General features: G+C 64.0%; 14 protein-coding genes. 7 read left to right on the top strand and 7 right to left on the bottom strand.

All coding sequences use genetic code 11. The features are described 5' to 3' along the window. Together V7066_RS26225 and V7066_RS26220 are read right to left on the bottom strand one after the other, a co-directional pair. Positions 1-5,584: MBG domain-containing protein (locus V7066_RS26225; protein ID WP_334185872.1), on the bottom strand; the 5,584-nt coding region annotated here is incomplete at its 3' end. 13 nt (positions 5,585-5,597) lie between these two features. Beyond that, positions 5,598-7,322, bottom strand: a complete 1,725-nt coding sequence (locus V7066_RS26220; protein WP_334185871.1) for a ShlB/FhaC/HecB family hemolysin secretion/activation protein — start codon at positions 7,320-7,322, stop codon at positions 5,598-5,600. Positions 7,323-8,052: 730 nt separating this feature from the next. Here V7066_RS26220 and V7066_RS26215 point away from each other — a divergent pair. Beyond that, entirely contained in the window at positions 8,053-10,014 is a 1,962-nt protein-coding gene (locus V7066_RS26215; protein ID WP_334185870.1) for a flagellin N-terminal helical domain-containing protein, read from the top strand. A 151-nt stretch (positions 10,015-10,165) separates the two neighbouring features. Here the strand turns inward: V7066_RS26215 and V7066_RS26210 are convergent, their stop codons facing one another. The 5 genes from V7066_RS26210 to V7066_RS26190 all read right to left on the bottom strand — a co-directional run bounded on the left by V7066_RS26210 (position 10,166) and on the right by V7066_RS26190 (position 18,608). Next, the gene (locus V7066_RS26210) at positions 10,166-13,570 is read right to left on the bottom strand and encodes a DEAD/DEAH box helicase (RefSeq protein ID WP_334185869.1); all 3,405 of its coding nucleotides are present in this window, start codon (positions 13,568-13,570) and stop codon (positions 10,166-10,168) included. A gap of 137 nt (positions 13,571-13,707) precedes the next feature. Beyond that, complete coding sequence (locus V7066_RS26205; protein WP_334185868.1) at positions 13,708-16,674, bottom strand: TonB-dependent receptor domain-containing protein; 2,967 nt, start codon at positions 16,672-16,674, stop codon at positions 13,708-13,710. 306 nt (positions 16,675-16,980) lie between these two features. Continuing rightward, entirely contained in the window at positions 16,981-17,178 is a 198-nt protein-coding gene (locus V7066_RS26200; protein WP_334185867.1) for a hypothetical protein, read from the bottom strand. A 111-nt stretch (positions 17,179-17,289) separates the two neighbouring features. Continuing rightward, complete coding sequence (locus V7066_RS26195; RefSeq protein ID WP_334185866.1) at positions 17,290-18,351, bottom strand: I78 family peptidase inhibitor; 1,062 nt, start codon at positions 18,349-18,351, stop codon at positions 17,290-17,292. 131 nt (positions 18,352-18,482) lie between these two features. After that, entirely contained in the window at positions 18,483-18,608 is a 126-nt protein-coding gene (locus tag V7066_RS26190; protein ID WP_334185865.1) for a hypothetical protein, read from the bottom strand. Between V7066_RS26190 and V7066_RS26185 the strand changes: the two genes are divergently transcribed. The 6 genes from V7066_RS26185 to V7066_RS26160 all read left to right on the top strand — a co-directional run bounded on the left by V7066_RS26185 (position 18,607) and on the right by V7066_RS26160 (position 22,864). Further along, complete coding sequence (locus tag V7066_RS26185) at positions 18,607-19,278, top strand: lysozyme inhibitor LprI family protein (protein WP_334185864.1); 672 nt, start codon at positions 18,607-18,609, stop codon at positions 19,276-19,278. The two genes, V7066_RS26190 and V7066_RS26185, sit on opposite strands and share 2 nt — an antisense overlap. A gap of 77 nt (positions 19,279-19,355) precedes the next feature. Beyond that, a complete protein-coding gene (locus tag V7066_RS26180; RefSeq protein WP_334185863.1) occupies positions 19,356-19,889 on the top strand; it encodes a hypothetical protein in 534 nt (177 codons plus the stop codon). Positions 19,890-20,010: 121 nt separating this feature from the next. Beyond that, a complete protein-coding gene (locus V7066_RS26175) occupies positions 20,011-20,292 on the top strand; it encodes a type II toxin-antitoxin system Phd/YefM family antitoxin (RefSeq protein WP_334185862.1) in 282 nt (93 codons plus the stop codon). Beyond that, on the top strand, positions 20,285-20,626 hold the full coding sequence (locus tag V7066_RS26170) for a type II toxin-antitoxin system RelE/ParE family toxin (protein ID WP_334185861.1): 342 nt from the start codon (positions 20,285-20,287) through the stop codon (positions 20,624-20,626). Before V7066_RS26175 ends, V7066_RS26170 begins: the two co-directional genes overlap by 8 nt. 232 nt (positions 20,627-20,858) lie before the next feature. Next, positions 20,859-22,049 carry a glycosyltransferase family 4 protein gene (locus V7066_RS26165; protein WP_334185860.1) on the top strand — a complete coding sequence of 397 codons (1,191 nt, stop codon included), beginning with the start codon at positions 20,859-20,861 and terminating at the stop codon, positions 22,047-22,049. Between the two features lie 257 nt (positions 22,050-22,306). Further along, entirely contained in the window at positions 22,307-22,864 is a 558-nt protein-coding gene (locus V7066_RS26160) for a peroxiredoxin (protein WP_334185859.1), read from the top strand. The last annotated feature ends 30 nt before the right edge of the window (positions 22,865-22,894 follow it).

Below are 22,894 nucleotides of genomic sequence, written 5' to 3'. Positions count from 1 at the left end.
CGGCCGAGAGCGAACCCTGATCGATGGCGTACTTTCCGACATTGCTGGTTCCGGTAGCGTCGGTGGCCAGAGCCCCGCTCAGGCTGTCGCCATTGACGAGACCATCACCGCCGAGGGCGTAAGTCAGCGCCGGGTTGGCATTACCGTACAGGCGCGAAAGCGCGTCGGCGGTGACGGTGAGACTGCGCGGCGTTACCGTGAGGTCGGCGCCGGTAAAGGCGAGCGTGTAGTTGCCACCGGCCGAGAGCGAACCCTGATCGATGGCGTACTTTCCGACATTGCTGGTTCCGGTCGCGCCGGTGGCCAGAATACCGCTCAGGCTGTCGCCATTGACGAGACCATCACCGCCGAGGGTGTAGGTCAGTGCCGGGTTGGCGTTGCCGTACAGGCGCGAGAGCGCATCGGCGGTGACGGTGAGGCCGCGCGGGGTGACCGTGAGGTCGGCGCCGGTAAAGGCGAGCGTGTAGTTGCTGCCGGCCGAGAGCGAACCCTGATCGATTGCGTACTTTCCGACATTGCTGGTTCCGGTCGCATCGGTGGCCAAAGCACCTCCCAGGCTGTCGCCATTGACGAGACCATCACCGCGGAGGGCGTAAGTCAGCGCCGGATTGGCATTGCCGTAGAGACGCGAGATTGCATCTGCGGTGACGGTGAGGCTGCGCGGAGTGAGGGTAAGATCGGCACCGCTGAAGGCCAGGATGTAGTTCGAGCCTGCGGACAGCGAACCCTGCGAGATGGCATAGCTGCCGACGTTGCTGGTGGCATCCGCGCTGGTGGCGAGTGCGCCGCTGAGGGTGTCGCTGCCCGCGAGGCCGTCACCGCCGAGCGTGTAGGTCAGCGCCGGATTGGCATTGCCGTAGAGACGCGAGAGCGCATCGGCCGTGACGGTGAGGCTCCGCGGAGTGACGGTGAGGTTGGCGCCGGTGAAGGACAGCGCATAATTGCCGCCTGCGGAGAGGGTGCCCGGGTTGATGGCATAGCTGCCGACATTGCTGGTGGCGCCTGCAGCGGTGGCGAGTGCGCCGCTGAGGGTATCACTGCCCACGAGGCCGTCGCCGCCGAGCGTGTAGGTCAGTGCCGGATTGGCATTGCCATAGAGTCGCGAGATCGCGTCTGCGGTGACGGTAAGGCTGCGCGGGGTGACGGTGAGGTCGGCACCGCTGAAGGACAGCGCATAGTTTCCGCCTGCGGAGAGGGTGCCCTGGTTGATGGCATAGCTGCCAACATTGCTGGTGCCGCTCGCTCCGGTGGAAAGCGCACCGCTGAGGGTATCACTGCCCACGAGGCCGTCGCCGCCGAGCGTGTAGGTCAGCGCCGGATTGGCATTGCCGTAGAGGCGCGAGCGGGCATCTGCGGTGACGGTGAGGCTGCGCGGGGTGACGGTGAGGTCGGCGCCGGTGAAGGTCAGCGCATAGTTTCCGCCTGCGGAGAGGGTGCCCTGGTTGATGGCATAGCTGCCGACATTGCTGGTGGTTGTCGCGCTGGTGGCAAGCGCGCCGCTCAGGGTGTCGCTGCCCGCGAGGCCGTCACCGCCGAGCGTGTAGGTCAGCGCCGGATTGGCATTGCCGTAGAGACGCGAGAGCGCATCGGCCGTGACGGTGAGGCTCCGCGGAGTGACGGTGAGGTTGGCGCCGGTGAAGGACAGCGCATAATTGCCGCCTGCGGAGAGGGTGCCCGGGTTGATGGCATAGCTGCCGACATTGCTGGTGGCGCCTGCAGCGGTGGCGAGTGCGCCGCTGAGGGTATCACTGCCCGCGAGGCCGTCGCCGCCGAGCGTATAGGTCAGCGCCGGATTGGCATTGCCGTAGAGACGCGAGAGTGCATCTGCGGTGACGGTGAGGCTGCGCGGAGTGACGGTGAGGTCGGCGCCGTTATAGGCAATGGTGTAGTTCCCGCCTGCGGAGAGGGTGCCCTGGCTGATGGCATAGTTGCCGACATTGCTGGTGGCGCCTGCAGCGGTGGCGAGTGCGCCGCTGAGGGTATCACTGCCCGCGAGGCCGTCGCCGCCGAGCGTATAGGTCAGCGCCGGATTGGCATTGCCGTAGAGACGCGAGATCGCATCTGCGGTGACGGTAAGGCTGCGCGGAGTGACGGTGAGGTCGGCACCGCTGAAGGCCAGGACGTAGTTCAATCCTGCGGACAGCGAACCCTGCGAGATGGCATAGCTGCCGACATTGCTGGTGGTTGTCGCGCTGGTGGCGAGTGCGCCGCTCAGGGTGTCGCCGTTGACCAGCCCGCCGACGGTATAGGTGAGGGTCGGGTTGGCATTGCCGTAAAGGCGCGAAAGCGGATCGACGGCAATCGTGAGGAGACGGGGCAGAACGCTGAGCGTGCCGGTGGCCGAGGTATCCACGCTATAGCCGTTGATCCCGGTCAGGCCCGAGAGGGTGATCGCATAAGTACCGACACCGGCGGTAGCGGCCAGACCGCTGCTGTTGAACACCGGGCTGCCGGTCCAGTTGATTCCTCCATCGCCCTGATAGGCGCCGCTGACGCCCTGGCGCAGGCCGCTTACGGTGCCGTTGAAGTTCGCGAAGGTATCGCCATAGATCTTGGTCGTGCTGGCGGGCGTGAACACCAGAGTGCCTGCGATTTCGTCAAAGACGTAGCGATTGCCGCTCGCCGAAACGTTGGTGCCGCGTTCCGTCGCCCAGATCGCGGTGTTCTGGCTGTCGAGACCGCCGTACGTGTTGCCCAGCGCATCGGGCAGGTAAACCAGCCAGCGGCTGCTGGCGTTCAGGGCCGAGGCTCCGGCGAGATTGATGAAGTTGCCGCCTGCGTTCAGCGTGATGTTGCGGCCGGTCAGGCTGGTGTTGGCCTGGAGTTCGAGATCCCCGCCCGTGTTCACCGTGAGATCGTTCGTGCCGGAGGGGCCGGCGAAGCCGACGTCGAAGGCGAAACGCCCCGTCGCGTTGATCGTCGTGGACATGTCCGGATCGAGCGAGGCGAGGGGGCCCATGGTGGCTTGCACCCCTGCCACCAGATCGGAGATCAGGGTCCGGCTGGTGGTCAGGTTCATCAGACCGGAGCGGATCGAGAGGCTGTCGAGATTGCCCTGGCCGTCAAGCGCGAGGCCGTCCCGGTAATCGACACCGCTGATTGCCGAGGCGCCGCTGAGCGTCAGGGTCTGGCCGATGCTGCTGCCGTCGACGAGCGTGCCGACGGGCAGGATCGTGTAGTAATAGCCGTTCGCCGCGGTCGAGAGCGTGCCGCCCGCCAGCAGCGAGCCGCCGCTGTAGAGGTTGACGATGGCATTGGCGGCGCCCGCACCGCTGTTCGTATAGGCGGTGCCGGAAATCACCTGCACGCCGCTTGGGAAGAAGCTGGCGAGATAGGGATAGAGACCGTTCGCGCCGCCCGCGAAGGCGGAGCCGAGGCCCGTGGCGCTGCCCGACTGGAGCTGCGCGGTGGTGAGGCCCGTGCCGCCGCCGGGGCTGGTGGACCGGCCGGTGGTACCGATGTCCCAGTAGCTCGACTGGACGCTGCCGCCATTGCTGCCGACCAGACCGCCGCCGATGCCAGAAGTACCGTTGATCGTTCCCGTCGCGTAAGTACTTACGATGCTGCCGTTATTGGTGCCGACGATGCCGCCGACCGCGCTGTTGCCGGTCAGGGCAGCGGTTGAATAGGCGTTGCTGACAAGACCACCCTGTGCCCAGCCCACAATGCCGCCGACATTGCCATTGGCCTTTACGGAACCCGCCGAATAGACGTTGGTGACGAGGCCGGCGTTGTTGTAACCCACCAGGCCGCCGGCGTTGTTGGCACCGATGTTGATGGAGCCGTTGACGAAGGCGTTGGTGACGACACCCGAATTGAAGGAAGCGAGCCCGCCAGCGTATCCGCCCGAGGCATTCAGCGACAGTCCGGTCAGGCCGATGTCGCGGACGGTGCCGGTCTGGAGGATTGCGCCGATCAGGCCAGCATTCGAATTCGCACCGGCAATCCGCAAGTTGGAAATGGTGTTACCCAGTCCTTCCAGTGTGCCGCCAAAGTTTGGAATAAGCGCCGTAGTGTAGGTGCTGGAAGCCGTCAGGCTCATGGCTAGCGCGTAGTAGCCGGTTGCGTTGTTCAACCCGGCCAGATCGCTCATCGAATAGAGGAGGGTATAGGGATTGCCGTTGATTGACAGGCTCTGTCCGCTGTTGGGAGCGGCTGTGTAGCTGACGCCTGCGCCGTTACCGAAGGTCAGGTTCAGCAGGCTGAATCCGCCCACGGTGGTCGAAGCGGCGTTCAGTTTCAGGCCGCCGGAGCCGCCGATCGTAATCGGGGCATTGATGGCGATGGCGTTGTCCGCCCAAATCGTCAACGTGCTGTTCGACCAGGTCAGCGGCGCTTCTACGGTGATGTCGCCACTCGAACCGAGGGTAAGATCGCCGTAGCTCAGCTGCTCTTGCAGGTCCGCAGGAGTCATAACGCTTCCGGCATCGTTCGAAATGACGAAGTTCGACGGATCGAGCAGCAGGGTGCCGAAACGGCTGCCGCGCAGGTCCGCCAGACCGGCGTATTTCAGCAGCTCCGCCGAGGAAACCTCTGCATTGCCGCCATTTCCGGTGCCTGCGCCGCGCGCGGAAATCTTGCCTGCGAAATCGGTGCGCTGGTCCGACCACAGCACGATCTCGCCGCCGTTTCCGGCGCCGGTCGCATCGGCCTTGATGCCGCTGGCCGCATCGACGGTCAGCGTCTGGGCATGGGCGAGCGTGCCCTTGCCCTGCTTCTCGCCGCCGATGAGAACGGTGCCGCCGCCGCTCGTGCCCGACACATCGATGCTGGCGCCGGTAAGCTGGATCGCGTCGCCGGTCAGCACCACGGTGCCGCCCTTGCTCTCGAAGCCCCTGGCCTCCACCACACCCGAAAGGTTCACCGTGGAGCGCGCGGCATCGACGGCCTGGGCCGCACTGATGACCACCGCGCCGCCGTCGGCGACGATCCGCCCGGACATGGCGACACCGCTGTCGCTGGCGGGCAGTGCCACCTGGAGGAAGCCGTCGCCCTCAAGGTCGAGCGTTGCGCGGGTGCCCGCGCCCAGCGCCACTTTGCCCAGAGGCGCGAGGATGAGGCCGCTGTTGTCCACTTTGCCGCCGATCAGCGCGGCGAAGCCGCCCTTGACGATCGAGATGGTCCCCTGGTTGACGACCGATCCGCCGCGGCCGGAGACGGTGATCTCGCCGTTCATGAACGCACTGTCGGCAAGGTCGAGCGTCGAGGCGACGAAGCCTGCCGCCTTCACCGAGCCGGTGGGCGTTATCAGGATGCCGTTGGGATTGACGAGGAAGACCTGGCCGTTCGCGTTGATCTGGCCGGCGATCGTCGAGGTGGCGGTGCCCGTGACGCGGTTGAGCAGGGCCGAACCGGCATTGGGCTGGAGAATGTCGACCTTTCCGCCCGCGCCGACCGAGAAGTCGTGCCAGTTGATGACGGCGCGGTCGCTGCCCTGGGTGATGGTCATGGCACCGCCCGAGGCGGAACCGATCGTGGCGCTACCGGCGGCGACCTGGCCGCCGCTCGGAAGCTGCTGGGCCTGCGCCGCGATCGGCAGCAGGGCGGTGGATGCAAGCAGGGCGAGCGCGAAAGTGCGGGTCATGGTTCCGGTGTCCTCAGAACTGGGTCAGGATGCTGAAGGAGACGCGGTCGGTTTCGCTGCGGATTCCTTCGATTTTGGCGCGGCCGTATTCGAGCGAAGCGGAGAGGCCAGCGCTACTGCCGGAGGCCTGGCCGTTCAGCCTCAGGCCGAGACCGTAGGCGGTGGCGCCGGTGTTGCGGCGCTCCACCACTGTCGGCTGCTCCAGATGGACCTGGCCATGGGCGGCGAAGCCGTAAGGAGCGAGGCGCGCGAACAACCCGCTCGTGCGCAGATCGAACGGCGCCTGGATCTCGCCGCGCACCAGATAGCCGCTGTCGCCCTGCAAGGTGCCGGAATAGAGCGGGGAAAGGCCGTCGGCGCTGGCGATGCCGATCTGCTCGGCATTGGCCATGACCTGCCCGAACGCAGTCTGGGCATGACCGTTGGCGGAGAGCGCGAGATGGCGGGCCAGCGGCTGCTCGATCCCGGCATCGACCGTCAGCTTCTGGAAGTCGGCATCCGTACCTGCGCGGGACAGCGGCTGGACCGGCGTGGCATCCGCCGCCGAGCGGGCGCCCAGCGCGTCGATACCGGCCGAGATTTCCGCTCGCAGGCGGACCGAGCCGTTGCCGGGCAAGGCCGCGCGGCCGTCCACGGCGCTGCGCAGGACGCGCAGGCGATCGAGCGAGATCGGCAGTGTCAGCGGATCGATGATCCGGACTTTCTCGTCCTGCACGTCGAACGACACTTCGCCGACCACGTTGATGGCGCGGCTGCGGATGAAAGGATAGCTGAGGCGCGTCGAAAGGCGCTTGAAATGCGTGCCGAAGCCGGGTGCGGTATCGGCATGGCGCGGGGCCGTGCGGGCATCGGTGCCCTCGACATTGAGGCGCAGCCCGTCATGGCCGATCGGCACGATGGCGCCGGCCGCCAGCATCCGGTTGCGCGGCGCGGGATCGAGGAAGCTGTTGTCGTGGGTGACGTTGGGAATACCGGCGGCGCGGAAGTAGACCGTCTCGCCCGCGCCCAGTACGCCGTTGAGGGTTACGCCGATAGCGTAGTTCTCGCCGTCGAGCGCGCTCGGCAGGCTGTTGTCCACCGATAGCAAGACGCCGATCGGCCGGTAGCTGCCTTCCACCACCAGCACGGTGCCGCCCGGCTTTTCGCCCGCAGCGAGCGTGGAGCGCAGCGCCACGCCGGGTACGTCCGCCGCGAGCAGCAGGCGGCGCTCGAGATCGGCCTGGGTCATGTCGGTGCTGCCCTGGAGCGAGGCCAGGGTCGCCGCGACGCGCCGCTGCACCTGCCGGGGCAGGCCGGTCACGTCGACCCGTTCGATGAAGCCCTGCACCACCACCAGCCTGAGCGTTGCGCCTTTATCGAGGCTCTGCGCCGGTACGGTGACGCGCGTCAGCAGATGGCCGTGGCGGGCGAAGTCCGCCTCCAGTGCGCGTGCAGCGGCAAAAACGTCGGTCAGCTTGACCGGGTGTCCGACGAGCGTCTCGCGAAGCTCTCCCAGCGCGCGCGGATCGACTGCCGCCCCTTCCACGATGACATCGCCCAGATGGACTTCGATCGCCTCGGCCCCCGCAGGCGCCTGCGCGCCGAGCCCCTGGGGAATGACGATGGGTGCATCGACTTGCGGCGGCGGCGGTGCGAAGCTGGGCGGGGTGATCTGCGACGCGGTCTGGGCATAAGAAGGCGACGGGATTTCCAGCGCGATCATCAGGATCGTCCCGCCGGCCGTGAGGCGCTTCAACATCGATATTCTGTCCTGTCATCATGTAGGGAATCACCCCGATGCCGGAAAGGCGCCGGGCGAGACGGGAAGGCGCCTCTTGTTCACGACCACAGGCGTTCGTATCGACGTGCCGAATGGGGTGTTAACTTCTATGTAGACGGGAAAACGTTGATAATTACGGAACATGCCGAAAATTTGCAGCGACCAAACACGGCGTACGGGAACTGCGGTTGGCTGAGATCAAATGACGCGACATGTCTTGGGAAGAGTGGCGCTCGCGCATTTAGTGAGATCCGCCGATGACAAATCCCGTCAGAGACAAGGCGCGCCGGGCAATGATGTCGCTGCGCCGACCTTAAAAATAAGTCTGTCGATGACCTGCCCTCATTTCAAAACCCGATACGCCGGAACTGAGGCGCGATTGCGGGACTGCTTCCGGACGACCGGTTTGGCTTGCCCCAGCATCCGGGCTTTATCCCGCGTGCTCCTCGCGCTCCCCTTTTCCGGGGCCCTATCCGGCCCAGTGCGCGTTTCAAACGTGCCCATAAATGGCCGTGAATGGCTGTTTTCTGCGGATTTCAAACCGCCTTTTCCGCATTTCTCCGGGAAAATCCCGGATAGCATCACCGCGCAACCGCATGCTTAGCAGGTTAAATTGCGACAACTGCATCGTGTCGCTAATGGACTAGTTTTTATAATAAAATCAGTACTTTTATTGAAAGTGTGGTCCGCCGTTCTAATAATAAAACAGATGAGCGAAAGAGTGTGCGACATGTCTTCAATAAAAACGAATGCGAGTGCTTTGGCAGCGCTTCGCGTTCTGGAATCCATTCGATCCGATCTTGAAGTCCGGCAATCGCGCGTGGCAACGGGGCTGCGCGTGAAAAGCACCAAAGACGACAGCGCTTCGTTCGTTCGCGCCCAGAACATTCGTGGCGATCTGCTCCTGCAAAAGTCTCTCGGCGATACCCTGAGCCGCTGGAGTTCGATCACCGATGTTGCCATTTCCGGCAGTGAGACGGTGAGCGACCTGATGAATATGCTTCAGGAAAAGTCGCTCCTGCTGATCGGGGCGGCCAACGACCCGGTTAGCGCAAAAGCCATCCGCGCTGACATGGAAGGCCTGATCGCGCAGATCGGCTCCACGGTCGATTCCTCGGAGTTCGCGGGCGTCAACCTGCTGAAGGGCAAACCGGCGACGCGCACCACCTCTCAGACCTATTACGGCCTGCCCAGTTCGACAGTGAACCCGAACAAGCTGCTCGCCTGGCTGGATTACAACCACAACGGCGCCGCCATGCCGGAGGACAGTCTGGAATCCGTCCTGTCCGGCACTCGGCGGCTCTCGCTCCCGGATTCGGCGCTGACACCGCAGAGTTTCACCGATCTCATCAATCCGGCCGGCAGCATCTACGGACCCGATGTCCGCTACATCGCTGACAATGCGGCCCATACCTATACCGTCGACGGCGGCACCACGGCGGGGCGGGTCAACCTGCTGATAGACACCGGCGTCACCAATTTCGCGGATTCCTACGGATCGGCGCAAGTCGAGATCTGGCAAGGCGGCGTGCGCGTGGCCGCCTCCGGTCAGGCTTATGCCGTTGATGGCGCGCCGGTCGGTCCGTCAAGCGCCGAGGCGGGGCCATTCGTCCTCAGCTTCGACTACGATCCCGCACCCGCTCCCGACCCCGATCCCGTAACCGGCCTCGTCCCCATCTCGGGGAACGGACAGGAGATCGAGATCCGGATTCTCGGCGGCAGCCGCGGTGCCGGCATCGAAGGCTTGCAATTGCAGGACCCGGTCGAGCCCGTTCCCGCGCCCAGCGAGCGATGGGACAGTCAGATCATCCACGAAACCCATGCCGTGACCGGGAACGCCAGCGGCCCGCTGAATCCTGAGGAAGTCTCGGCCTTGCGCGACGATCCGCTGGGCGAGCGGGCCTTGCCCATCGGCGTTCAGGCCAATTACGAGGTCGACGCAGGGCCGGATCCAGCTCATGTCGACCTGACATTCGACGCCTACGATCTGCCCGACACCATGGAAATCTGGCAAAACGGCGTGCGCATCGCCGCTACCGGACAGGCCTATGCAAGCGGCGGCGCCCCGGTGGACGCGGGCGTGCCCGTATCGGGCCTCAATGTCCTGAGCTTCGACTACGATCCGGCACTTGGCCCCCTGACGATCTCGGTCAACGGATCGACTTACGATCCGGCCAGCGCCTGGGCGATCGGCGCGGTATCGATGCGCGAAATCGGTGCCACGCCTTACACGGCCGCCGATGCCTCTACCCGGGTGCAGGCGCTCTACACGCCCGCCTACGCGACAACGCCCTACGATTTCAGGGATGACCTGAAGGGCGGCACTACCCGCATCTATTCGCGCGACCTGAGCCCTGGCGGCCTCGGGCTGACAACGCTTGACTGGACGCACCCCGAAGCCGTCGCCGAGGTCATTTCCAGTGCAAATAAAAAGGTGCTGTCGGCCCTCAGCTATTTCGGCGCCCATTCCCGCAACATCGCCGGAACGAAGGCCGCCGGCCTGTCCCGCGCCGATGTGATGACCGAAGCGCTCGGCCACCTGGTGGATGCGGACATGGCCAGCGAAGCCGCCAAGCGTGAGGCCCTTCAGGTGCGCGAGCAACTGGCCGTGAGAGCGCTGGCGATTGCCAATCAGGCGCCGTCGGTGCTGCTTACGCTGTTCCAGACCTAGCTCGTCTTTATCCAGAGCTAGCTCGTCCTGATGGAGCAGGGACATTACGTGAGGTGAAGTACCGCTAGCCGCGTCGCGCTGCAGCTCCCGCTATTCGATGATTTTCGGTTCGAACGAAGTGTGTCGCCCACCGGTGTCGATCGCGGCGCAGCTAGCCGAGCAGGAAATCGATGTCCGCGTCCGACAGGCCGGTCGGGCCCGCTTTTGCGTTCTCGTCCCAGAGCATATCCGCAAGGCCCTGCTTTCGTTCCTGCAATGCGAGGATTTTCTCCTCGATCGTGCCGGTGGCGATGAGTCGGTACACGAATACCGGCCTGGACTGGCCGATCCGGTGCGCGCGGTCGATCGCCTGGGCCTCGACCGCCGGGTTCCACCAGGGGTCGAAAAGGATGACAGTGTCGGCAGCCGTCAGGTTGACGCCGGCGCCGCCCGCCTTGAGGCTGACGAGAATGATGGGAACTTCGCCGTCCTGGAAGCGGCGAATCGGGCGAGCCCGGTCCCGGGTAGAGCCGCGGAGCTGTTCGTAGGAGAGGCCGAGGAGATCGAGATCGCCTGCCAGAAGGTCGAGCATCGTCGTGAACTGGCTGAAGATGATGATCCTGCGACCCTCCTCGACCAGTTCCGGTACCATTTCCCGCAAGCGATCGCGTTTCGCCGAGGCGGTGCCTGCCCCGAGCCCGCCCGGCAGAAGCGCCGGATCGCAGCAGATCTGACGGAGCTTGAGCATGGCATCGAGCACGATGATCTGCGAGCGCATCAACCCGACCCGGTCTATCTCCTCGCGCACGCGCTTGTGCATCAACAGGCGCTGGCTTTCGTAGAGCCGCAGCTGCTGCGCGGCGAGTTCGATCCGTTCGGGGACGATCGTCTTTGCGGGCAGGTCTCGCGCGACCGCGTCCTTGGTACGGCGCAGCATGAAGGGGCGCAGTCGCCGCGCCAAGGCGGAACGGGCCGCCGCATCGCCCTGTTTCTCGATCGGCGTGCGAAAGGTCTTGCGAAAACCCTCGTAGGAGCCGAGCAGGCCGGGATTCGTCAGGCTGGCAAGCGACCAGAGGTCGGTCAGCCTATTCTCGACCGGGGTGCCGGTCAGCGCGATCACCTGGTCGGCCCTGAGGGTCGCAGCCGCCCGGTATCCCGCGGTTTTGGGGTTCTTCAGGACGTGGGCTTCGTCCAGCACGACGAGGGCATATCCTTGAAGGCCGATCAATTCGCTATCCCTCGCGAGCAGGGCATAGCTGGTGAGGATCAGTTCGGCGCCCGACAGGCCGTCCTCGCGCAGATCGTGTCGTCCGCTGCCGTGCCATAGCAGGCAGGTCAGGGAAGGGGCGAAGCGTTCGATTTCCGCCTGCCAGTTCGGCAGGACCGAAGTCGGAGCGACCACGAGGATCGGCGCGGAAGCCTTCGCGCAATCGCCGCGGATCGCGAGCATGTGCGAAATGGCCTGGAGCGTCTTGCCCAGACCCATGTCATCGGCAAGAATTCCGCCCATTCCCGCTTCATGGAGTGCAGAGAGCCATCCGCACCCAGTCGCCTGGTAGGCCCGCAATCGCGCATTCAGGCCGGCAGGCGCAGCGAAGTCGCTTTCTTCCGGTGCATTGAGCCTGGCTGCCAGGACGCGAAGGCGCTCGTCCGTGGCCCATGGCGCGCCGGAGCCGGCGAGCTCATGGACCATGCCGAAGTCATGGCGGTCGAGCCTGAGTGTAGATGCGCCGTGATCGGCAAGCGCCATGCGCAGGATGGTCTCGATCAGCGGGCGGAGCGTACCCAGTTTCAGGGCCGTGAACCGGCCGCCGCCCAGCGCCAGCGGAATGCGGTATTCATCGCCGCGTTCGAGAATGTCGCTGCCGCCCGACGCCAGGAGGCGGCGAAGGGCGGGCAGGACGTCGATCCGCTGCCCGTCTTCGAGCCGTGCCGCGAGTTCCACGTCGAACCAGTCGATCGACCCGGGTTTCGTATCCGGATCCGTTTGCTGCGTGATCTCGATGCCCGGTGCCGTGCCCGCCGCCTCGTCCGGTTCCAGCATTTGATAGGACCATTTGGGCCCGAATTCGATCAACCAGCCTTCATCGCGAAGGGCCTGCATTTCGTTGGCAAGGAACTCGGGAAAGCCCAGGGTATGCCCACCATCGTCGTCGGGAAACCCATGGTCCCAGCCTTGCTGCGGTTTTGTCTCGAATTGATCGGACAAGGCGAGCGGGGCGAGCAAACCCAGCGAAAGCCGGTCTGCGGCGGATTGTTCGGCCGTGATGTCGCGCACGAGGCGGACAATGCCGTTGGGTCCGTTGGCAATGACTTCGCGGGCACGGTCCTGTGCACCGACGCGGTGCCCCTCGTAATCGAATTCCAGTCGGGCGACTTCCACTTGCTCCGTGCGTGAGCGCGCGCGCCAGCCCCAATCGTAGTCTTGTACCTTCAGCTTATCGATGAGAAAGCGCAGCACCGGGCGCGGCACGGTCCCCGAAATGGATGCAGATTCGGGGATTTCCGGCGCGGGCAGGGCTCCATGGGCGATCTGCGGCCAGCGGTCCGCAAGCTCCGGTATTTCATGGGGAGCGACGGGAGGCATTGCCAGCAGGCGTCCGGTGAGGGCCGGCGAAGGAGAGGCATCGATGAGTTTGAGTTCACTGCTTTCGATATCGAAATGCAGGGGCGGGTCGCCGGCGAAGAGCATGAAGCTGCCGGGGGCGCCGCCTGCGGCGTCGAGACCGACGATCTGCCGTCCATCGTCCAGCGTTTCCCAATGAAGCCTCCCGGTGAAGCGCTGCGGCTTGACTGTCACCGTCGGACCATCGGGCGATTTCCATCGCAACATGCCTCCGGCGCCCGCCTCCCATAGCCAACTCCAGCCGTGAGGACCGTTCGGGCTGCGGTTTGCCGTGAAGTCACCGCCTGCCACATGGGTCATCCGTGACAGTAGCCGCGTGGCATCGGGAGCCAAGTGACCGCGAGACTGCTGAAACTCCCATGGATGAGTGACCCGCCAACTCGCTTCGTGGTTCCAGCGGCGCCAGGCGCGGACCTGCAAGGCGTATCGTTCCGGCACTACCGGCGCGGGCATGCCCTTGGACGGGCGCTTGCCCTGCTTGAAGAGGCGCACCGGTTCGAGCGTGAAGCACAGGTCCTCGTGCTCGATTCGCGAGGCCAGTCCATCGATGGCGGCACCGTCCAGCCATTCGGCCAGGGCGCCGGCGATACGCGAGCGCGTCTCAGCTACCGCCTCGATCCGCAGGCGCGGCTTTTCCGGCTCCCGCACGCCGTCATGTCCCGACGCGCGCAGAGCGAACAGCAGCGCGGCAACGTGCTTGCAGGCCATTCCGACCGGGCAGGTGCATTCGCTTGCGGGGAGGCCGCCGAAGTCTTCGTCCTCGTCAAAGACGATCGATGTGAAATAGTGATTCCTGCCGCTGCCCCGCACCGTCGCGGAGACCATGTCGAGTTGCTCGTCGATCTCGAAATTCGTCAGACGCCCTTGCTCGAAGTATCGCAGGCCTGCCTCGACCATGCGGTCCGTCTGCACGGCATCATAGAGCAGATCGTAAGTAACGGCAGGGATCATCGCCCGGTTGTTTCAGGATCGGCTCGGCCTTGCAAGTACTGTGGCGGCAGACGACCTTCCCGTGCTGAACGCTCCGAAGTCGACAGGGAAGGCGGAGCCGCCGAATGCCCGGCAAAAGCTCCACCTTCCTTTGCAGATTACCAGAGCTTCGCACGCAGCCCGACCCGCAAAGTGCGGCCCCAGGCATTGTAGTAAGCGGGGAAGGTATTGAACCATTCACCCGTTCCGGCATCGGCTCGGCCGACGATCGGAGGATCCTTGTCGAAGAGGTTCTGCACATTGAAGCGCAGCTCGAGATCCTTGGTCACCGGATAGCTGAGCGCGAGATCGAACAGGCTCTGTGCCGGTAGTCTCGGAATCAGCGGATAGCTGTCGGTGTTGATGTCCGAAGGAACTGAGGAAAGCGGCGCTTCGGGCGAGAGTTTGGAGTTCCTGGTCGGCGCCGCGTAGCGCCAGGTCAGATTGATGTTGCCCTTCCATGGCATGTCCCAGCCCAGGCTCATGTAATGGCGGTACTTGGGGCTCGGGTTGTTGCAGAAGAAGCCGAAGTAGCCCAGGCATGAATATACCGGCGTATTGGGCGCGAACTGCCGCTTGTCGGCGGTGTTGAGCGTGCCGCTGAAGCCGAGGTTCAGGCGTCCGAGATCGGTGCCGAACCACGACCGGGGGATGGTGAACCCGTAGTAGAGCGAGAAATCGACGCCCCGCGTTTCGAGGAAACCGGAATTGTTGTATTGAGCGTTGACCTCGGTGATCGCGCCGGTTGTCGGGTTGCGGTCGATGAGGCCGCAGAAGAATGCCACCTGCTGGTTGAAGCACTGGTCGGCGATAATACCCGTCCGTACCCATTCGAAGGCGCCGTCGACCCGGATCTTGAAGAAGTCCACCGATCCGCTGAAGCCGGGCAGGAAACGGGGCTGGGCAACGACGCCCAACGTGATGCTGCGTGATTTCTCAGGCTGAAGATTGGGGTTTCCGCCGGGACGGTAGAGGACATTGCAGTACTGCGCGGTGTCGCAGCCCGTGGCGAGGCCCAGGGCATCGTACTGTTCGCGGGTCATGCCGGTAGCCGCACAGGCATCGAAGCTGAGGCGCTGGATGGCACTGCCCGGAGCGGGTGCCGCGCAGCGATCCTGGAAAGTGCCCGTATAGGGGTTGGCCTGCTGCAGCCGTTCAAGCACGCCCCGGCGCAGCGCGCGGTTGATGCTGCCGCGGAAGCCAAGTCCGGCGAAGGGCCGGTAGATGAAGTCGGCTTTCCAGGTTTTCACAAGGCCGGACAGCGACTGGTAGTCGGAAAGGCGATAGGCCCCGCTGACCGTCAGGTCCTCCACGAACCGCTTGCCCTGGACGAGCGGCAGGGAAAGTTCGCCGCCCAGTTCGTCGACCTTGTCGGTCGAGGAATAGCGCGACCACCAGTCGTAAGCGCCCGAGCCTTCTTCCGAGACCCGGTTCCAGCGGTGCTCGGCTACGAGCGCGAAGCCGACACCTTCGTCCGCCCACGGGCTCTTGATGCCGTAATTCTCCAGTGTTCCGGAAACCGAGCCGTTGATCACGACCTGCTCGACCGTGACCTTGCTGCCGCCGTCGCGCGTGAGATATTTCCAGACGGCATCGTCAGGCCCATTCGCGCTGAAGGCATCGAGCGGAATGCAGCTCGGGTCCGTCCCGTCGATGACGGACGTGCAGGTCGGCACGCCGTTGTGATTGACGACCTGCATCGAGCGCTGGAAGCGATCGTACATCGTCCAGTAATCGAAGATATCCGTGCCGTTGTATCGTTCGGTTCGCCCGGAGCGCTGGAAGCTGGCGTCGAAGTTGATGTTGTCTACGATCTCGCCCGAAACATGACCGGCGGCGCGCCAGGTATCCAGGGCGTACTTGTAGCTGTTGCTGTAATCCGGCCGGAACACCGTCATCGTGAAGGGCGCCGTGGTGCCGGCAACGCCGGCATTTGCCCCGCAGACGATCTGCGCCTGCTGCCCGCTCATGTAGGGGTTGTCGCAGGGCATCTGGAATTCAGGCGCGTAGAAGCCCACGGCCTGCGCGTTGCGTCCCTCGGACTCGTCATGGGTATAGAGGAAGCTGGCATCGAAGCGGAGCGACGAGGTGAAGTCGAAGGTGAAGAACCCGCCCGCGTTCACCCGCCGTCCGCTGCGCTGCATCCAGTCGCGTTGGGGAACCCGGGCGATGTCGTCGGGGTCATAGGGTCGCCACTCGCGCGAACCGTCCTTGGCATTGGTCCATTCGCTGCCGCCGGCGCCGAACCAGTTATAAGGATTGTACTCGGTGAAGCCGCAGGACCATTGCTCGTTGGTCTGATAGGCGGGCACCGGATTCTGCGGGTTCATATAGACCGGGCAGCTGGTGTGATCGAACTTCGTCGATTCCATCGGGCGCGTCCGTGTGTAGGACGCGAAGACGCTGATATTGCCGCGATCGTCGGCAAAATTCTGCCCGGCGGTCAGGCTTCCGAAATACTGCTGGCCGCCCCAGACGTGCTTCTTCGGGATCGGATAACCGCTCTCTTCCAGCAGATCGAGCATGAACTGGTTGTCGTTGGTGCTCTGCTGCGTACTGGCTTCGAGGTTCATCTCGAGGCCCTGGAAACGGCGCTTGACGATGAAGTTCACGACGCCCGCAATCGCATCCGAGCCATAGACGGCCGATGCACCGCCGGTGAGCACGTCCACGCGCTCGATCAGGGCGGAAGGAATGATGTTCGCGTCATTGTCCATCCGCTCGCCGTTGAGCAGGATCAGGCTGCGCCCGGTGCCGAGGTTGCGAAGATTGATCCGCGAGGCGCCCACCCGGGGATCCTGGCTTCCCCTGTCTCCCAGGGCAGGGGTGATCTGCGGCATCGCGCTCAAGGTATCGCTGAGCCGGCCGAGGCCGCGCTCCTCGATCATTTCCTTGTCCACGACCGTGATCGGAGCGGCCGTGTTCACGTTGGTGCGGCGGATGCGGGATCCCGTTACTAGAATGTCCGATGACGATGGGCGGGACTTGGTATCGGCCTTTTCAGAAGAATCCTCTGAAATGCCGCTTGCCTGTTCTTCGCTGGAAGCGGCCTGTTCGGCTGCGTTCGCGGCCGTGCCAGCGATCATGGAGATGCAGATTGCAGCAATGCTGCACGCGAACGGTAGTCGTTGCCCTCGTTTCATAATTTCCCCTTAGCCACATTTTGTTTTTGAATCGTATTTAGTAGTTAGTATACGATATTAGTCAATGGAGGGGTTAAAAGGTGGCAACCGCTCGCGATCTTTCAGAATACGAGGCGCTTAATTCGAGGAAGCCGGCGCGTAAGTGGCGAAGCTGTAGCGGGCTAGAACGTGGAACTGCCTAAGTGTCACATCTGATCTGGACGCCGAATGTGCTGGCTGATGTGCAGGGACTTTATCGTTGGCTTTTGCTTACGGATGCCCGCCCGCGACCAGCGCGATAGCGATCATCCGGGCAGATGTAAGGATTCCGGCGGCATCACCGCGCATCGGCCGTCCGGCGAGAGCTATGAACTGGCTATCGGGAAAGCTGATCGCTTCCGTCCCGGCGGCTATGTCACCCTCTATCGCCTCGATGGCGAAATGGTGGCGCTTCTGCCCGGCCGCCACCAAAGGAAGCGGGCTTCCGTAGCTGCGGATGGCGGCAATGCCTCGATCGAGGCGCGAAGCGAGCGTGCGCTTCGCCCTGAACAGTTCGTTGTCCTGCTAATGCAAATACCGTCAGCCGCAGTAGGCCTTAACGATCCGGCCCGATGCGGGATCCATTTCTATCGTCAGGCGATCGGCCCGCTTGTCCTGCGAGGTCGTGTCGCCCGGCTTGATCTGACGGATGATCCGGGCACCGCTGAACTGCCGGGCGGCACCGTCGTTTATCCGGGTCTGGCCGACGAGGACGCGCGCGGAAACCGAACTGCACAGGCTTTGCAGGGGATGAGCGGGCGGCAGGAAATAGCCGCTGCAATCGGCCGGCACGGCGAGATGGCGCGTCGCCGGCTGCATTTCATAGCGGCCGGTCAACGGATCGTAGCGTATCGCGCGCTGGACGCTGCACAGGGTGTCGGGTTGCCTGACCATCTGCGCGGCATCGAGCTGCCCATCCGGCAGGCTCTTTTCCGCCATCAGCAGGCCCGGACGGGCACTTGCCCGGCTTTCGTAGACAAGTTCGGGCCAGGCATCGTGGCGCTCGGTATCGAGACGCAGGACGGCTTCGTAGGACAGTTCGCCCCGGCAGGTATCCTGGCGCGCCTCCTTCTCCTTTTGCGAAGGACACAGGGGGATTTGCCGCTCCGCGGCGATGGGCAGGCTCACCATCTCCCTCGCCCGCGTCCGGTCGGTGCCGGGATTGTCCACGCGGAACAGGTACAGTCGCTCCTCGCTTGCGCTCTCTCCGGAGCGGTCCCCGGTTTCCTTTGCCACGACGCCGAGCAGAAAGACCGGCCCGTTCTCGGGCGTCACCGCGTTGAAGGCGACATACATCGGCCACGCCCGCACCGTGGCACCGGCGCGTAGCGACAGGCCTGCCGCCAGGTTGCGCTCCGGTTCGCCGGGCTTGCCGAACCGGAGGCGGACGCCGGTGTCATCCTTCCGGACGGAATAGACGATGTCGGTTCCCGGAATCCCGAACACGTCGTCCGACTGCCCGGTGGGCAGGTCCTCGCCTTCGGTCAGATAGGCCAGCAGATTCCCGGACCGATCACGTTGCGCAAAGCTGCCCGGCGCGGCATGCGTGGATGTGGCAGCGGCAAGCGACAGCGCGGCGAGCGGGAGGGCCAAACGTTTCATCATGCTCATCCTGACCGGCGGCTTTGTGTAGGGGAGGGGTAGCCCTAACGTGAAATGATCGTCGTTCAAATTAAATTCTACATCGATCATTTTTTGGTGGGCGTGGTTGACATTCAGTAATTGAACAGCGATCAATCGGTGTCCATCGCGAGGAAGAGCATGAGCATCCAGCGGATTTTACCGGCCTTGCCAAGAACATCCCTCTTGCCGCGCACTGCCGGCGGCGGGGCAGCCGAGATCAGGAAGGGATTGCCCATGCGTTTCCGCCTTGGATGGAGCGTGTTTTGTGCAGCTACAGGACTGCTGGCCTCAGGCGTTCCGGCATCAGCGGCTTCGCCGTCCTTCGACTGCCGCAAGGCGTCCTCGCGCAGCGAGAAGATGATCTGCGCCAACCCGCAACTGGCCACGCTCGATCAGCAGATTTCGGTGCGCTACAAGGCCCTGCTCGCACAATTGGGAGGTTCCGCCGCCGAACGGCTCAAGCGGGATCAGCAGTGGTTCATTACCGGGCGGGACGATTCCTACACGGAGGCCCCGACAGTGCGGGAGCTCGCCGACACCCTGCGGTATCGTCTGGCGTTTCTGAACGCCGTCCGGCCGTCGGTTTCGGCAGGCATCGTCGGCACCTGGCGCAACGTTGCCGGTGCAATCGTGATCCGGCGCAGCCCTTCGGGAACCCTGACTTTCGAAGCCAACGCCGCGGAACCGACGACAGGGCGCTGGGTCTGCGAAGCGCAGGGCAGCGTCAAGCCGGCCGCCCAGAGCACCTGGAAAGTGGCAATCGACGATCCGGACACGGCCAGTATCGCGCTGACGCGTGAGGGACCGTTGCTGACAGTCACGGAGAACCCGATGCCGCCGGAATACTGCGGATTGAACGGATCGCTTTCGGGCGCCTATTTCCCGGTCGCGGACGAAGCGCGATGATGCAGCGGCGGAGCCGCGCCGTCATTGCCGCAGCCCTGGCCTTAGCATGCCATGGTCTTGCCGCAGCGTCCGAGCCGATGACGGTGATCGTGCCCTCGGCGGCGCCGCTAAAGCCGCAGCCCCCCGCTCCCCGCGATCCAAATGCCATACAGGGCATCCGGATCGAGGGTAACGGCGCCCTCATTACCGGCCCGCTCGGTAGCAGGCGGGTCTATATCCCGCTCGACAAGCCGATCGTGCCGAAGCCGATTGTCGGCCTATGGGTAGGGAAGCAAGATCTCTGCGCGTCGGCCCCTGCCGAAGCGGAAGACGCGCTGCCGCCCGACGGCGTCCTGAGAATCACAGATACAGAGATGCTGGGGCGCATGCGTATGGCTGTCGTGAAGACCTTCGTCCCGCTGCCTTCCTCGTTCACGCTGGAGATGCTGCAATCCGGGCGCCAGCTGGTTCTGCCCGCCCGCCGTTACCGCCAAGCGGAGAAAGTCCTGGTGATCCACACCCTGCCGGACGGCCGCCGCGATTACGCGGAAATCGGCGTTTCTCCGGACAGTCGGGTGCTTGAGCTGCAAGGCCGCAACGGGCGCGAAACGGCTGTTCGCTGCGGGAAGTAGCCCGGCTTCAAAGCCAGATTTCCCGCTCTGCCCGTTATGCCTGCGAAGTCGAACTCGCTTGCCTGATCTCCTGTACAGGACTAAATAGAGACTGAATTTAGTCCACTAAGGTTTTCGCACTATGCGTCTGTCGACCCATGTCCGCCCCATCAGCTATCTCAAGGCCAATGCGGCCGAGGTTCTTGCGGATATCGCCGACACGCGGCAGCCGCTGGTGATCACCCAGAACGGCGAGGCGAAGGCCGTCCTTCAGGACGTAGACTCGTTCGAGCAGGGCCAGGAGACGTTGGCGCTGCTGAAGCTCCTGGCGCTTGGTCAGCAGGATATCGACGCAGGGCGGACCAAGTCGGCGCGCGCGGTTGCAGAACGCCTGCGCACCAAGGCACCTCGCCCGGATGCCTGACGCCGTTTACGCCGTTGAACTGACCCAGGGCGCCGAAGACGATCTCGAAGAAATTCACGGCTACATCGCAAAAGTCCGCGGAGCTGAGGATGCCGATGCACTGATCGATTTGTTTCTCGCAACGCTCGAAACGCTCGAGACCTTTCCCGAGCGGGGAGGGGTTCCCAAGGAACTCGAAGGCTTGGGGCTTCGCGAATTTCGCCAGGTGCTGTTGCGGCAGTACCGGCTGATCTACCGGGTGTTCGGGGACCGGGCCTTGATTCTATTAATAGCCGATGGCCGCCGCGACATGCGTGAGCTGCTTGAGCGCCGCCTGCTCGGACGACCGCACTGAAATCCAGACCCTATCAGCATTTTTCGGAGCTTTTCTTCAGCGAGTTCGATGAACGCGAACACGATGCCATGACAGGCTGAATAGCCTGAAACTCTAGGTGACCTGGGGAATGGACGGCACGAAAAACGTTTCGGCCGCGCATTTTAATGTCGCGTTCGATCTTGCCGGGCCCTAGACAGCCGAACCCAACCATGACCGGCGGTATCGGAGCGATGAGGTCGAGTTTTCTGCGATGACTGTGATCCTCGATATCTCGCGCCTGATCTCGCGACTGCGCTATTCCACTCCGTCGGGTGTCGACCGGGTTGAGATGGCCTATGCTCGAGGCCTTCTGGCCCATTATGGCGAGGACCTGGCGTTTGCCGCCGTCCATCCGATGGGGCGTTACGGCCGGCTGCAGCGCCGTGCCGCGCTCGCTTATCTGGACGAGCTGGAGCGCCGCTGGACGAGCGAGGCCGATATGCCGCGCCAGCGTTCATTACCCTCGGTCCTGCCGCAACTGGCGGCGCTGATCCCGACCAGCAGGGGGGTAGGCTCGCATGGCACCGGCAAGGCTGTCTATGTCCAGGTATCGCCGCATCATTTGACCAATGCCGCCAAGGTTCGACGGATCCTGCAACGGGAGCGAGCAAAGTTCCTCTGCCTCGTCCACGACCTGATTCCAATCGAGTTTCCCGAGTATGCCCGCCCTTCCGGGGCTGCGTTGCATCGCCGGCGGATGGAGACGGTGGCTTCCGCCTGCACCGTCAGCCAGGGCGCCGTGATCGTCAATTCTGCCGCTACGGGGCGTGCGCTTGCTCCCTGGCTGTCGGCAGAAACGCCGATCCATGTCGCCCTGCTCGGCACCGAGACCCTGCCTGCCGCGGCGCCTGAGTTTTCGGATCGTCCTTACTTTCTGTGCCTCGGCACCATCGAGCCGCGCAAGAACCATCTCCTCCTCCTGCATCTTTGGCGTCACCTGGCCGAGACCCTGCCCGCAGAGAAGGTGCCGCGCCTGGTCGTGGTCGGTAGAAGAGGCTGGGAAAACGAACAGATCGTGGACATGCTGGAACGCTGCCCCGGTCTTGTCGGGCATGTCGACGAACTGGGCGGCTGCCCCGATGCGCGGCTTTCCGCACTTGTGCAGGGGGCGCGGGCGCTCGTCATGCCCTCGTTCGCGGAAGGCTACGGAATGCCGGTAGCGGAGGCTCTTTCGGTAGGGACGCCGGTAATTTGCAGTGATCTTCCTGCGTTGCGGGAAGTGGGCAAGGCAGTCCCGGACTATCTTGACCCGCTTGACGGTGCGGGCTGGAAGGCCGCGGTTCTCGACCACGCAGAGCGAGGCGACCTGCACCGGGCGCAATTGGCTCGGCTGCCGGGTTGGCACAACCCGACATGGTCCGAGCATATGGCGATCGTAACCCAGGCGATCGCGGAAATGTGAACCTGCGGCAAACCGGTCCCGCCCTGGCGAATATGCTGAGAAGCAATCTTCAGGGCCGAGGATCGGGGTTTGCCGCAGACGCACACCGATCGATTGATATCCCGGCCTGGATTTCCGTTCGAAGAGGAATTCGCGGGCCGGAAAAAATTTCTGCGATCGGAACTGCGCGGCCGCAACTTTCTGCGGCGCTCCAGCGAACAGGGGTACGAGGCGGCCTGACGGCGTGCCCTCGATCACCAACGCATCGGAGCATGCAGATGAAGAACCCGAAGAACGCAGTCCTTTCGCTCGCCCTCGGAATGCTGATGGCAGCGGCGCCGACACCGAGCTTCGCAGCCCTTCCGCAAGGCGCCAAGGCGCCCGACTTCACCTTGCATGCCGCGCGTGGCGGCAAGCCCTTCGACCTGTCGCTCGCCAAGGCGCTGAAGAAGGGCCCGGTCGTCCTCTACTTCTTCCCGGCCGCCTTCACGTCCGGATGCACCGTGGAGGCGCATCTCTTTGCCGAAGCCACCGATGGTTTCAGCAAGATGGGTGCCAGCGTCATCGGCGTGACCGCCGGAAACGTCGAGCGGGTCGCCGAGTTCTCGAAGTCGGAATGCCGGGACAAGTTCGCGGTCGCCGCCGACCCGGGTGCCAAGGTCGCGGCCAGGTTCGATACCGTGATGAAGGGCACCAAGCAGGCGATTTCCGACCGCACTTCCTTCGTCATCGCGCCGAACGGCACGATTCTCCTGAGCTATACCGACAGCAATCCGCAGGCCCATATCCAGAAGACCATGGCCGCCGTCCGCGCCTGGAAGGCAAAGCACGGCTGATCCGGCCGCCGCTTCCTTTCATCGCCTGCT

It is taken from the genome of Novosphingobium sp., from assembly GCF_036820275.1.
Classification (GTDB): domain Bacteria; phylum Pseudomonadota; class Alphaproteobacteria; order Sphingomonadales; family Sphingomonadaceae; genus Novosphingobium.
The sequence above is the reverse complement of the archived record's forward strand: the minus strand, read 5'-3'. Positions and strand labels throughout refer to the sequence as shown.